Origin of the sequence: Sutcliffiella deserti (assembly GCF_020037475.1) — a bacterium.
GTDB lineage: Bacteria > Bacillota > Bacilli > Bacillales > Bacillaceae_I > Sutcliffiella_A > Sutcliffiella_A deserti.
Genome location: NZ_JAIQDB010000001.1, coordinates 498,850 through 511,603 on the forward strand (window position 1 = coordinate 498,850; position 12,754 = coordinate 511,603).

Below are 12,754 nucleotides of genomic sequence, written 5' to 3' on the forward strand. Positions count from 1 at the left end.
TCTTTCAATTTGTCTGAGCTTCCAGCACTGTTTTTTGATCTTTGTATTGAATGTCATATATTCTACGATACGGACCTTTTTGTTGAATTAAATGCTCGTGGGTCCCTCTTTCTGCAACACTACCTTCTTCTAACACAACTATTTCGTCCGCATGCTTTAAAGAAGAAATTCGATGAGCAATAATAAAGGTAGTGCGTCCAGCCATTGCATTCTTTAGTTCTCTTTGAATATTAAACTCGGTCTGCATATCAACTGCACTAGTAGCATCATCCAGCACTAAAATACTTGGATCAAGAATCAGTGCACGCGCAATAGCTATACGCTGTTTTTGGCCACCTGAAAGACCCATTCCGCGTTCACCAAGCATTGTATCATAGCCATCAGGCAGCTCCATGATAAATTCATGAGCCTGAGCCATTTTAGCAGCTCGAACTACTTCATCCATAGAAGCATTTGGTCTCCCATATGCAATATTTGATTTAATAGTTGAAGAGAACAAGAACGATTCCTGTAACACAAATCCAATTTGATTTCGAAGAGAATGAAGAGTGTATTTATTTATTTCTTTTCCATCAACTAAAATCCGACCATTCTGCGGTTCATAAAATCGGGTGATGAGCTGGGTAATACTCGTTTTCCCTGAACCTGTCGCGCCAATAAGACCAATGGTCTTTCCAACAGGTACATCAAAAGATACATTTTGTAATGCTGCTTTATCTTCATTAGGATAACTGAAAGATACATCTTCAAATGTTACATGGCCTTTCATTTCATTAATATCCTTCGCTTCAGGGCTATCTTGAATATCTTCTTCAGCCTCTAATATTTCGAGTAAACGCTCCCCAGAAGCTTTTGCTTGTGAAAATTGATTAATAACGAATCCTAGGTTGGCAATTGGCCAAACAATGAACCAAACAAGACTAAAAAATGCTACTAGAGCACCAGGGCTTAAATTACCGTTGATAACTAAATAACCACCAAACCCAAGTAATCCTACTACACAGGCATTCCCGATAAACTCCATCAAAGGAAAAAACTTCGCCCATACATTAGATGTAGCTATATATTTATCTTTGTAATCCACATTGGAATTATTAAACTTATCGATTTGATGATTTTCCCGAGACAAAGACTTAACGGTATTTATCCCACTAATGTTTTCTTGAACATTTGTATTTAATTTACCGAAGGATTTTCTGATTTTACGGAAAGCAGGATGCACTTTTTTATCAAAACGATAGGTTGTGTATGCTAAGAACGGCATGGCTAACAAGGTTACGAATGTTAGTGGTATGGAATAAAAAAACATCAATCCCAAGCTCAGCGTAACTAGGAGAACAAACCGAATTAACTCTGCAAATCCAAAAGAAAGGAAGAATCGAAATCCTTCTACATCTGCTGTCAGTCTTGACATTAAGTCTCCTGTTTTTGCATTATCATAATAACGGAACGGTAAAAATTGCAACTTTTCGTACAGTTCATTTCTTAGTCTATAAACAGACCTGATTCCGAAAAGATCACCTAAATACTGATTATAGTAAGTAAATAATCCTTTTAAAGACATGATTCCAATAAACCCGAGTGCTAAATAAGGAACATATTGGAACTGTTCTTCTACCATAACTTCATCAATTGTAAATTGTAAAATAACAGGGTAGATAACAGTAATGACCGTTACAAGTAGTAAAAACACTAGCGAAATATAGAAGTTTTTACGATACGGCCAATAAAATTGCTTTAGTTTCTTAAAAGTCTCCACATGGTTCCCTCCTTTTGTGTATTCATGCTGGAAAATATAAGATAGTATCTAATATATCGAGTTTCGAAATATTTTTCCAGTCTTTTTTAAAAAAATTTAAATATTTATACTATTATCATAAAGTCCTAGTCTCAATTTGTAAGCGTGAAGAAGTCTGAACTTCTCTACAACTTTAGGTGGAGATAAAGATTTAGAGGAGATTATGCCTACACCGAAGTGAATATCGAGAGCTTTTACCTAAAGAAGAACTTTATACTATATGCATATTTGTTATGTCCTTATGAGGTTATTTGTTATCTTCTTCTTTCCATTTCGTTTGTATCTACATCTGCAAAAAAAAGAACTCCAAGTTCCATTACTAACTTGGAGTTCTAACTTCCTTATTTCTCACTCTCACCTAAAACACGGTTTACTCGTTTTTCAAGCATTTTCATTCCACTACCGCCCGCTTGGAAGTGACGCAGATTACCTTCAGCATCAAATACATAGTATGCAGGTACATATTGGTTTTCAAAGGCTTCTGTTAGTTTATGTTCATTATCCACAAAGATAGGTTGAGTGATGTCATGTTCACTTGCTACCTTTTTGATTTCGTCCATATCAAGGTCATCCTCGGACCTTGGCATATGAACAGCAATTACATTCAATTTATCCTTATACTGATCACGGAACTCGTTTACTTGGGGCATTGCTTCTTTACAAAGGTGACAGCTTATTGACCAAAAGTGAATAAGTGTCGGCTTATCTCCCAGTAATTCTGATTTTGTTACTTGTCCATTTAGCCATTCTGTGGCACCAGATAATTCCGGCATAGGTGAACGTAATTTCATATCGCTTAGCCTCCCATATGTAGTTTAATTTTGAAATATTTATTATATTTAGGAAAGAAAAGGCCTAACAAATGTAATGTTAGACCTATTTCTTATCCATTCTATTATAATGTAGCTTGTCCAGGCTTCCAGTTAGCTGGGCAAAGTCCACCAGTTTGTAACGCCTGAAGCACACGTAGAGTCTCTTCAACATCACGACCGATATTGTTATGGAATACTGTTTGGTATTGTAGTTCACCTTCTGGGCTTACGATATAAAGTCCGCGTAAAGCAATACCTTCGTCCTCAATCAATACACCATAGTCACGAGAAACCACATGGTTCGTATCAGCTGCTAAAGGATATCTTAATTCACCAAGACCATTTTCTTTACGGTCTGTATTAATCCAAGCTAAGTGAGTGTGAATCGTATCAGTGGAAACACCAATGATTTCTGCATCCAAGTCTTCAAACTCATCATAACGATCAGACATTGCAGTGATTTCAGTTGGGCAAACGAACGTGAAATCCATTGGATAGAAGAATAGTACTGTCCATTTTCCATTTTTCATGTTTTCTTCTAAGCTTACTTTTCCAAATTCTTTATTCGGCATTACAGCGTCCATTTCAAAACGTGGAGCTTGTTTACCTACCATGCGTTCTGCCATTAAAAATCCCTCCAAAATAATATTTATTGAGAAAATAGCTTGTACTTTCTCAATTGCATTTTTATCAACATTAGTAATTATAAAACAAGGGCTTTTTTTAGTCAATATTAAATGATAATTAATTTAAAATAGAATATGTAGAAAGAACCACTAAAATTTCTATTAACCCTTCATTGGTATTCCCTTTAAGAAGTAAAAAATACACTTCATACTATAAATTCTATCCCTACTTATTACTTTACCACTCTTTAAATGAGGAACAAAACGATAAGCTTACGACGGTTAAACTTATTGTTTGGTTTTATAGTGTCTATCCTATATAATGCCTTAGTATGTAGTCAGAAATATAGTGCAGAGGAGATATGAACAGATGATATGGGATTTTTCTGAAATAAACTTGTATGCTATTTTAACGGCAATCGGTATTATTTTTCTTAAGCTGATTGTCATACTCTTGGTATATGCAATTGTTAAATCACTAGGTAAAAAAGTGATTGCCCGCTTATTTAATCGTGCAGTAGAAAAGCAAGGTATATCAGCAGGAAGAGCAAAAACACTTGAAAAGTTAACTTTTAATATTTTTACATATGCTCTTACTTTCTTTTTAGTAGTAATGGTACTGGAAAACATTTTTGATGTTCAAACCACCGCTATCCTTGCAGGTGCTGGTATACTTGGGCTCGCAATTGGTTTTGGTGCACAAGGGTTAGTAAGTGATGTTGTTACTGGATTTTTTCTGCTATTAGAAAAGCAAGTGGATGTAGATGACTACGTCACCACCGCTGGTTTCTCCGGAATTGTGGAAGAGGTAGGGCTAAGAACAACTAAAATCAGGGATTTTGATGGGTCCTTGCATTACATTCCGAATCGGGAAATATCTAATCTTACCAATCATTCACGTGGTAACATGCGAGCTCTAGTGGATATTGGTATTTCCTACGATGATAATATAGACAATGCTATTCTTGTTATGCAAGAGGTATGTGATGAAATTGCACATAAAAATGTGGCAATTAAAGAAGGGCCAAATGTAATTGGTGTTCAAGGCTTAGGAGATTCTGATGTAGTCATTCGTATTATCGCTAAAACAGAAAACATGCAACAATGGGCTATTGAGCGAGAACTTCGCAAGGCAATCAAGGAAGCTTTAGATGCTAATGGAATAGAAATACCATTCCCACATCAAGTAAATGTTGAGAAAAAAGCATAACTGAAAAAAAGAGCTATAACGGCTCTTTTTTTAGTTGGTTGTGTTTAAAATAGCTGGTATTTCCATTATAGACTTGTTTACTTTTAGGCTGTGTTAAAACGCCGCTGTTGATTTCCGCAAAAGGCTACGAGTTCCGCGGTGCGGTGCTGGAGCCTCCTCGGCTGCGCCTGCAGGGTCGCAATCCTACCGCTATATTCCTGTTGGAGTCTCCGCCTTTTGCTCTAATCATCGCTGGAATAGCGTTATTATCAACACACAACTTTAACAGAGCCTAATTTTAATAAGTTAACAACTTGGCTATAATAGCCCTTTTTAATGATTAATCTTACTTTCAACCTGTTGACAAACCTCATCTGCTGATAGGCCATGTGCCGAAATAACAGAACCTGCTGTTACGCTATTTTCAATCCCCATAACATTGTTGTCTATCCCTGTAATTACGCAGCAATCACAGCCTTTTGCATCGTTTTCACTTTTCAGTTGAACCACGTCATATCCTTTTTGTTGTAATGCATCCTGCACTGCAGATAAAGACTGTTCTACACCGATTTTTGGCATAATTGGTCCACCTCCTCGTACTTAATTTGTCTTTCTTTTAAGAAATTATGCTCTTGAGATGGAATGTTTATTAATGGCTGTTCCCATATTATTGTGGGCTTTATGTAAGTTGATACAATTTTTCAAATTAATTATTCCCTTTTTCCGTCATATAGGAAACCAACATATCTATTGCGATACCGATCGCATCTTCATTTGGATTTAGTTTGGAATGGTGCAACCCATAAGGAGAATCCACGCCTAACCAAAACATGAACCCTGGAATATTTTCAATCATATACCCATAGTCTTCGCCAGTCATTGCTTCGGAACATTCGATAACATTAACTGCAGTATTTTCTCTAACGTAGGTCATAAAATCTGATGTTAGTTCAGGATCATTATCTACCTGGTGATACATACAACCATAGTCTATGTTAGCTTTACAGTTGTAACCTACCTCAATTCCGCGAATGAGAGCTTCAATCCGTTCTTTTACTTTTCTCATACTTTCAACTGATAATGTACGAATCGTTCCCTCAAGCCTTGCCTTTTCCGCTATTATATTTTGTACAGTACCACCTGTTATTTTTCCAATGGTAATTACTGCACTATCAAGTGGATCTACATTTCGTGAAATAACGGTTTGTAATTGCGATACTAAGGAACATGCTGCTATAACCATATCATTTGTCTGATGAGGGTAAGCTGCATGCCCGCCTTTTCCAAACAGGTCTATAAAAAGCTCAGAAGTGTTGGCAAATAATAATCCAGGCTTGGTAGCGATTGACCCTACTGGGTATTCTGGTGCAATATGAAGAGCCAACATCATATCAGGTTTCCATTTATTAAAAATAGCAGACTGGATCATAGGTTGTGCTCCGCCTGGCCCCTCCTCGGCAGGTTGAAACATAAATACCATATTATCTTTCGCTGGATGTTGAGAGAAATGTGTTAACACACCAAGTGCTATACTCATGTGCAGGTCGTGGCCACATGCATGCATCATTCCCTTATGTAGAGACTCAAACGGAAGTCCAGCCTCTTCAGTAATCGGAAGACCATCCATATCAGTACGGTATCCTATTGTTTTTGTAGGGGCTGTTCCATTTATTCGTACAAAAATACCTGTTTCCCATTCGATAATTTCAAGATTATGTTGATTAAGGCCTTTTAGATAACGTAGTAAGTAGCTTTGTGTTTTTTGTTCCTGGAATCCTAGTTCGGGTATTTGATGGAGTTCTCTGCGTATCTTAATAAATGGATTTGTCATTTGTGTCATAGAATTCACCCTTTTCCTATAAAGAAGGCGCGGATTCTAATTTATCCACGCCTTTCTTGGTAATATTCAATTAAAGCTGACGAAGCTCTTGTTTAATTTCAGTTTTTGATTTCGTTTTTTCATCTATATCTTTGATTTTCCGGGCCGGTGTTCCAGCTACCACAGTATACGGTGCTACATCTTCAATTACAATCGCACCTGCAGCTACAACTGCCCCTTTTCCTACAGTTACACCTTCAAGTACCACTGCATTAGCTCCAATCACTACGTCGTCCTCTACGATAACGGGTTTTGCAGAAGGTGGTTCAATTACACCCGCCAGAACAGTTCCTGCTCCGATGTGACAGTTTTTACCTACTGTTGCGCGACCACCAAGAACCACATTCATGTCAATCATGGTACCTTCTCCTACAACAGCACCTATATTGATTGAAGCACCCATCATGATGACAGCATTGTTGCCAATTTCCACTTGGTCACGAATGATAGCACCAGGTTCAATTCGGGCTTTAACATCTTTAAGGTCCAATAATGGAATAGCAGAATTTCTGCGATCATTTTCGACAACATAATCCTCTATTTTTGCTGAATTATCTTTTAAAACTGCTTCAATTTCATTCCATTCACCAAAAACGACCCCACTGTTGCCATTAATAAAAGTTTTAGAAGAAGCTCCAAAGTCAACTCCATCCAATTCTCCTTTTATATATACCTTAACCGGCGTTGATTTTGTACTATTTTGAATAAAAGAGATAATTTCATTTGCATCCATCATTTTCATTATGTATTCCTCCTAAAACTTGATGTCTTTATTCCTTTACTCTATCAAACAAAAAAAAATGTGACAAGTTTAAATTGCGTAGCTTATATAAAATCATGCGGTATGGACTCCGCACGATTCATACCTATACCATTTGAACATTAAACTGTTTTCTTTACCATCTTATCGTTCGCTTTACCAATAAATTGGACAATGATTATTCCCGCGATAAAGGTAATGATGCTCATGATATTTAGAAAGATGCTCGTGGAAATCCCAGGAAACACGACTACGGTAGAACCGAGTACCAGTCCGATAATAACAGCAAACGTAATCTTTGGATAAGCCTGCATTAAGAATTTTATAATCTTGCTACTTACAATAAATCCAACCGCTCCACCAGCAACTAAAACAAGAATAATTGGGATATTAAGTGTATGGAGAGCATTTAGTGCCGTATAATACACGCCAAGAATCAAAAGCATTAAAGATCCGCTGACGCCTGGAAGAAGCATCGTCATACTAGCTATCCACCCTGCAAAAAATAGGCCAATTGCAGAAGTAAGTGTTAATGATTCAATAGGAGCCATGGAAGATTCTTTTAAAACAGCCATGGAAGCAACCAAGATAAATGCGACAACAAGTGAAGCATAATGTCGTTTAGTAAAAGTAGTCTTCAATTGTGATTCTTTTACCAATAAGGGTAAAATACCTATAATCAGTCCCAAAAATAAAAACTGTGTAGGCTGATAGTAATTTTCGATAAAATAAGTAATAATTTTGCTAAAAAGGAGGATTGCTGTACCAACTCCAAGAACTAGCGGCAATAAAAAGCGGAGATGAGTTAGCCAGTCCTTACTGAAAAATCCACTGATCGCATCTATTAGTCTGTCATAAATTCCTAAGATGAAAGCAATTGTTCCTCCGCTAACACCCGGAACAACATCGCTGATTCCCATTAACATTCCACGAAAAATATTTTTCCATTCCATACAAACGTTCCACCCTTGGTATTTAGTCTAGTTCACTCAAGTTTATATGATACTATTTTTACTTTCGATAATCCAACAAAAACTTAGAGTCTTTCATGATATTTGACGAATAAAGCCTGAAAAGAAATCAACAGTTATATTTTTACTGCTCTTTTCCTGCTAAATAGGGAGTTATTCATCGGAACAAGAGGGCATTAGCATTGAGATAACTACTTACCCATATCTTTTTTAGCTGGTGCACTTTCATTCAACACAGCTAAAAACGCTTCGACTTGCTTTAATTGGAACGCTGACTCATAACCAATCAGCCAAGTATCCCTATGCAAACTAGAAGCTTCCTTTTGCGATAATGGAATTTTGTTAATCTGATCGTACTCTTCTTGCAATGTAATGGAAGGCAGGATTGCATAACCTATCCCGTTTAGTGCCATTTGTTTACATGTTTCAATTTGGTCCACCACAATGGTCCTTTTAGGAGGCGTCTGAAACTTCTTATGCCACCAAACGTGAATTTCTTGGTAATAAGTAGAATCGCTTTTAAATTGAATAAAAGGTCGTTCAGTATATTGAAGTTCTTCCAAGCTTTCTATTTCCGTATCGACTACATACAGATCATCACTTAACAAGTGTTGCTTCACACCCTTCCACTCCGGATTACCACGAATGATTCCAAGGTGAACTTCATCTTCATACAAACTTTTTACAATTTCACTACTCCAACCAGTGATTAGGGATACCTTGGCACTGGGATATCTTTGAAGATATTTTTTCAAAACTTTTGGAAGCCAATACTGTCCTATTATCGTTGCTACTGCAATTTTCAATGTTCCATATACTTCTTTTTCCAATGAAAAGATTTCTTCCCGTACTTTAGCATCCTTTGAGAGTACTTCCTCTGCAAACTCCACTATTTTTTCTCCTGCAGGAGTAATTAATAACCCTTTTTGTGTTCGAATAAAAATCTTTGTATTCCAATTCTTTTCAATACTTTGTAGTCGCTGTGATAAAGCTGGTTGTGAAACAAATAACCGCTCTGCTGCTTTTCTCATATTTTTTTCCTTAGCCAAAACAGAAAGAATATGAAATTCTGATGAGTTCATAAATTACCCCTTGTTATAAGTTTTCCTTATATTATATCTTAAATATTTCAATATTTCATTATGACTACTGATTTCATATAATAAAAAGGGAATAACATCCTGCAAAGAGGCGGAGAAGATATGGAGCATTCCTATTTTTTACTTATTTTTATTGGATTTATCGCTACCTTTATTGGTACTTTAGGTGGCGGTGGTGGCCTTATAAGCTTTCCTGCTATGCTTTTACTTGGAGTGCCAATACATGCCGCAATTGCAGCAAACAAATTCTCAAATACCTTAAGCTCCACAAGCAGCTTTTACAGCATTTGGAAACGAAAGGAAGTGAATTTAAGACCCGGATTAAAAATCGTACCTTTTACGTTGATTGGTGGCCTACTAGGTGCTTTAATTGCTTCTAGTCTCTCAGAGGATCTTCTGTTAAGAATCGCCATTATTTTGTTAATCTCTGCTACTGGATTGAATATTTACAAGTCTCGAATCAAAAAGGACTTTAGCAGTCAAACACCACAAAAGTTGTTTTATCCAACATATATCTTTATTGGAGCATATGATGGTTTATTTGGACCAGGTCAAGCAACTCTTCTTATGCATTCATTTTTAAACGCGGGATATTCTTTTCTTACTAGCATCGGTTTAACAAGGCTTCAAACACTTTCAAGTTGTCTGATTTCCTTTACTGTATATTTATCTATGGGGTTATTTGACTGGAAAGTTGGAGTTATGCTTGGTATTGGTTCCATTCTTGGCGCTCAAACGGCGGTAGCCTATGCACCAAAAATAGCTCATTTACCTTGGAAAAAGATATTAACCGGATTTTCTATTTTTTTAATTATTTATCTAATACTTAAAATTTTGTAAGCGAAGGAGAAAGCTATGAAAATTTCTGTCAAGCGACTACACCATATTCAACTTTGCATTCCTTTTGGAAAAGAAAATAGAGCGAGAGAGTTTTATTCCAATTTGTTGGGATTCAAAGAAATAACCAAGCCTGCCTCTCTACTAGCAAATGGAGGACTGTGGTATAGAGTCGGTGATATAGAGCTTCATATTGGAGTGGAAAATATAATAGAAGAAAAAAGCAAAAGACATCCTGCCTTTGAAGTTGAAGATATTGAGGATGCGAAACAATATTTGTTATCTAAAAAAGTAAGGGTAAAAGAGGAAACTCCAATTCCTAATGTGAACCGCTTTAGTTTTTTTGACCCATTCGGAAACCGTATAGAGCTTTTAGAACTACATTCCTGAGATTCCTAAAAGGATCATCTGAAAAAGCATTTCCTTACAGTCTGGTTAAGGAATTTTAACCTAAACCTATTGTATTACATTTAGCATAAAAGGCAGGAAAAAGAGTGTATCTTTTCCTGCCCTTATTTAGAGAAGCTTTTTGAGTTGCCCTTCTACTCTTTTTTGGGTAGCAGTAGTATAAGACAAAAGCTAATTACAGCAAATACTCCAACAACAATATAGACCGTATGCAAAGCCGAAGTGAGTCCATCCTGCAAGAGGAATCTCATAGAATCTGATAGTTGATTTCTTTGTTCTTCATTTAATAAAAGCGTCGTGGAATCAAGCGAAAATTCTTCACTTACTCCGTTATTTCTTAAATGTTCTTGAATTCGAGAGTTTAAAATCCCTCCAAGTAATGCTGCGCCTATCGTACTTCCAAGCGTTCTCATAAACATATTCGAAGCTGTAGCGACTCCACGCTTTTGCCAAGGAACAGTACTTTGTATGGAAACAATAAAAGCAGTGGTTGAAAACCCCATCCCTATACCTATCATAAAGGAACCAAACGCAGCCATTACCGGCCCATCTTCCGGACTTAAAGACATAAATATAATGCTTCCAAAGATTAAAGCCACGCCTCCGATAATCGATGTAGTTCGAAAACCTATTTTTAATAAGGTTCTTCCTGCAATCATTGCCGCTATCGGCCACCCGATAGACATCGTAGTTAACGTAAATCCTGCAACGATTGCCGGTTTCTCCATTACCCCTTGAACAAACGCTGGAAGAAAACTGGATATACCTATCAGCATTACTCCAGTCGTTAAAGAAGTACTGTTTGCAATTAGAATAGAGCGCTCTTTCCACAAATCAAACGGCATCATGGGATCTACCGCTCTTTTCTCCTGATATAGGAACAACATAAAAGTAACAACTGATAGAGCCACTAGGCCTAAGATAGGTGCAGATAGCCAAGGAAAGCGCACACCGCCTTCTACCAGAACATACATCAAGCTACTAACTGAAAGGAACAACAGTCCTGCTCCTGCATAATCAATTGAATGTTTTTTCTTTTCCACTCCTTCATGCAAAAACAAGAAAAGACCAATGATTGCCAAAATCCCAAGTGGTATGTTAACCCAAAATACATAACGCCAGCTTACGTACTGAACTAACACTCCACCAATTGCCGGTCCTAAAATAGCGGAAATTCCCCAAACACTCGATAAATAACCCTGGATTTTTGCCCTTTCCTCTTTTGTATACATGTCACCTACTATAGTGGATGCTATCGGCATCACAGCACCGGCTCCAAACCCTTGAATAAATCGAAATACTATTAGCATCTCAATGGATTGAGCCATTCCACAAAGAATAGAGCCTATTAAAAATACAACAATACCAAATGTTAAAATAGGCTTTCTGCCGAACAAATCTGAAAGCTTACCATATATCAATACAGTAACAGCATTCATTAACAAATAGGAAGAAAACACCCAGCTATATAAGGAGAATCCTCCCAAATCTGCAGCTATTGCGGGCATTGCAGTGGAGACTATTGTCGCTTCCACCGCAGCCATAAACATCGCAAGCATAATGGCAGCCAATACAAAAGGACGCTTCGTTTTTTTTGGTGAAGTTAGTCCCAAAGCCATTCTTTCTTCAACCGCTGTACCCATTGCCTTTCCCCTTCTCTGTATCAAATTCCAACTACGAACTATTATTTCGTGCCTCTATGTAAATTGTACCCTTAAAAAATCTCTATGCCAACCAGAAATGCGAAAGCGGCTCGTTCAGCTCCGACGGGCATAAGACAGATTTCTGAAAGAGGTTGCTTTTCACCTCTGTAAGAAAGCTGACTTATGACCCGAGGAGCTAGCCGCTGCAGCTAGACAACCAGAAATGCGAAAGCGGCTCGTTCAGCTCCAAATAAAAAAGACCTCATAAAGGTCTCCTTATTTGTTAAGTTTTTGGAAATGGGTACTTAGTCGTTCTAGTATACTTCTTCTCGTGAGAATACCTTCAAATACATGCTCATTATTTTCCACACATACAAAAGGATGGTTTACAAGGAGCTCTAATCCTTTTTCCACACTATCACTTAAGCTCAAGCGGGGGATTTCTTTGTTCATAACATCTTCTACCACCATCTTATCTAAACGATCAAATTCAATCCGCTCTAACCCAAGGATGGAATCCATTATTTGTGTCGTACTTACCAAACCATGTAATTGATATTTAGCATCTAATACAGGTACTGCAGTATACCCTGTCTTTGTTAACACCAAAAGAGAATGCTCTAAATTATTCCGTACCTGTACATGCGCCACTCTCTCTACAGGTATAATTAAATCAGGAAGTGTAGTTCCCAAAAATTCCTTATGGAGACTAATCATGAATGTTCTTCCTC

The 12,754-nt window shown here is 37.2% G+C and carries 13 protein-coding genes; 3 read left to right on the forward strand and 10 right to left on the reverse strand.

What is annotated here, in order from left to right; translation table 11 throughout:
- Positions 1–4: 4 nt before the first annotated feature.
- From K9B36_RS02405 to K9B36_RS02415, 3 genes are all read right to left on the reverse strand, one after another.
- On the reverse strand, positions 5–1,759 hold the full coding sequence (locus tag K9B36_RS02405; RefSeq protein ID WP_223700402.1) for an ABC transporter ATP-binding protein: 1,755 nt from the start codon (positions 1,757–1,759) through the stop codon (positions 5–7).
- Between the two features lie 380 nt (positions 1,760–2,139).
- Entirely contained in the window at positions 2,140–2,589 is a 450-nt protein-coding gene (locus K9B36_RS02410) for a TlpA family protein disulfide reductase (RefSeq protein ID WP_223700403.1), read from the reverse strand.
- A gap of 104 nt (positions 2,590–2,693) precedes the next feature.
- Positions 2,694–3,236, reverse strand: coding sequence for a peroxiredoxin (locus K9B36_RS02415; RefSeq protein ID WP_223700404.1), 543 nt, complete (start codon positions 3,234–3,236; stop codon positions 2,694–2,696).
- Positions 3,237–3,606: 370 nt separating this feature from the next.
- On the opposite strand from K9B36_RS02415, the gene K9B36_RS02420 reads away from it, so the two are divergent.
- Complete coding sequence (locus K9B36_RS02420; RefSeq protein ID WP_223700405.1) at positions 3,607–4,446, forward strand: mechanosensitive ion channel family protein; 840 nt, start codon at positions 3,607–3,609, stop codon at positions 4,444–4,446.
- A gap of 312 nt (positions 4,447–4,758) precedes the next feature.
- Here K9B36_RS02420 and K9B36_RS02425 read toward each other — a convergent pair whose 3' ends face one another.
- The 5 genes from K9B36_RS02425 to K9B36_RS02445 form a co-directional block, all read right to left on the reverse strand.
- Complete coding sequence (locus tag K9B36_RS02425) at positions 4,759–5,004, reverse strand: YkuS family protein (RefSeq protein WP_223700406.1); 246 nt, start codon at positions 5,002–5,004, stop codon at positions 4,759–4,761.
- Between the two features lie 127 nt (positions 5,005–5,131).
- Positions 5,132–6,256 (reverse strand): N-acetyldiaminopimelate deacetylase, encoded by a 1,125-nt coding sequence (locus K9B36_RS02430; protein ID WP_223700980.1) that lies wholly within the window; start codon positions 6,254–6,256, stop codon positions 5,132–5,134.
- A gap of 79 nt (positions 6,257–6,335) precedes the next feature.
- Positions 6,336–7,046, reverse strand: coding sequence for a 2,3,4,5-tetrahydropyridine-2,6-dicarboxylate N-acetyltransferase (gene dapD / locus K9B36_RS02435; protein WP_223700407.1), 711 nt, complete (start codon positions 7,044–7,046; stop codon positions 6,336–6,338).
- A 140-nt stretch (positions 7,047–7,186) separates the two neighbouring features.
- The gene (locus K9B36_RS02440) at positions 7,187–8,017 is read right to left on the reverse strand and encodes a DUF368 domain-containing protein (RefSeq protein ID WP_223700408.1); all 831 of its coding nucleotides are present in this window, start codon (positions 8,015–8,017) and stop codon (positions 7,187–7,189) included.
- Between the two features lie 209 nt (positions 8,018–8,226).
- Positions 8,227–9,117, reverse strand: coding sequence for a LysR family transcriptional regulator (locus K9B36_RS02445; protein ID WP_223700409.1), 891 nt, complete (start codon positions 9,115–9,117; stop codon positions 8,227–8,229).
- A gap of 120 nt (positions 9,118–9,237) precedes the next feature.
- On the opposite strand from K9B36_RS02445, the gene K9B36_RS02450 reads away from it, so the two are divergent.
- Positions 9,238–9,975: a sulfite exporter TauE/SafE family protein gene (locus K9B36_RS02450; RefSeq protein ID WP_223700410.1), complete on the forward strand. Its 738-nt coding sequence runs from the start codon at positions 9,238–9,240 to the stop codon at positions 9,973–9,975.
- A gap of 15 nt (positions 9,976–9,990) precedes the next feature.
- Positions 9,991–10,362 carry a VOC family protein gene (locus K9B36_RS02455; RefSeq protein ID WP_223700411.1) on the forward strand — a complete coding sequence of 124 codons (372 nt, stop codon included), beginning with the start codon at positions 9,991–9,993 and terminating at the stop codon, positions 10,360–10,362.
- A gap of 152 nt (positions 10,363–10,514) precedes the next feature.
- Here the strand turns inward: K9B36_RS02455 and K9B36_RS02460 are convergent, their stop codons facing one another.
- Positions 10,515–12,023 (reverse strand): MDR family MFS transporter, encoded by a 1,509-nt coding sequence (locus K9B36_RS02460; protein WP_223700412.1) that lies wholly within the window; start codon positions 12,021–12,023, stop codon positions 10,515–10,517.
- A 276-nt stretch (positions 12,024–12,299) separates the two neighbouring features.
- Positions 12,300–12,740, reverse strand: coding sequence for a cyclic-di-AMP-binding protein CbpB (cbpB, locus tag K9B36_RS02465; protein WP_223700413.1), 441 nt, complete (start codon positions 12,738–12,740; stop codon positions 12,300–12,302).
- Positions 12,741–12,754: the final 14 nt, after the last annotated feature.

What these genes read in the sequence shown, in the direction of transcription:
- K9B36_RS02410 (WP_223700403.1), bottom strand. Translation starts at nt 2,589, where the DNA reads ATGAAATTACGTTCACCTATGCCGGAATTATCTGGTGCCACAGAATGG.
- K9B36_RS02415 (WP_223700404.1), bottom strand. Translation starts at nt 3,236, where the DNA reads ATGGCAGAACGCATGGTAGGTAAACAAGCTCCACGTTTTGAAATGGAC.
- K9B36_RS02420 (WP_223700405.1), top strand. Translation starts at nt 3,607, where the DNA reads ATGATATGGGATTTTTCTGAAATAAACTTGTATGCTATTTTAACGGCA.
- K9B36_RS02425 (WP_223700406.1), bottom strand. Translation starts at nt 5,004, where the DNA reads ATGCCAAAAATCGGTGTAGAACAGTCTTTATCTGCAGTGCAGGATGCA.
- K9B36_RS02430 (WP_223700980.1), bottom strand. Translation starts at nt 6,256, where the DNA reads ATGACAAATCCATTTATTAAGATACGCAGAGAACTCCATCAAATACCC.
- dapD (WP_223700407.1), bottom strand. Translation starts at nt 7,046, where the DNA reads ATGAAAATGATGGATGCAAATGAAATTATCTCTTTTATTCAAAATAGT.
- K9B36_RS02440 (WP_223700408.1), bottom strand. Translation starts at nt 8,017, where the DNA reads ATGGAATGGAAAAATATTTTTCGTGGAATGTTAATGGGAATCAGCGAT.
- K9B36_RS02445 (WP_223700409.1), bottom strand. Translation starts at nt 9,117, where the DNA reads ATGAACTCATCAGAATTTCATATTCTTTCTGTTTTGGCTAAGGAAAAA.
- K9B36_RS02450 (WP_223700410.1), top strand. Translation starts at nt 9,238, where the DNA reads ATGGAGCATTCCTATTTTTTACTTATTTTTATTGGATTTATCGCTACC.
- K9B36_RS02455 (WP_223700411.1), top strand. Translation starts at nt 9,991, where the DNA reads ATGAAAATTTCTGTCAAGCGACTACACCATATTCAACTTTGCATTCCT.
- K9B36_RS02460 (WP_223700412.1), bottom strand. Translation starts at nt 12,023, where the DNA reads ATGGGTACAGCGGTTGAAGAAAGAATGGCTTTGGGACTAACTTCACCA.
- cbpB (WP_223700413.1), bottom strand. Translation starts at nt 12,740, where the DNA reads ATGATTAGTCTCCATAAGGAATTTTTGGGAACTACACTTCCTGATTTA.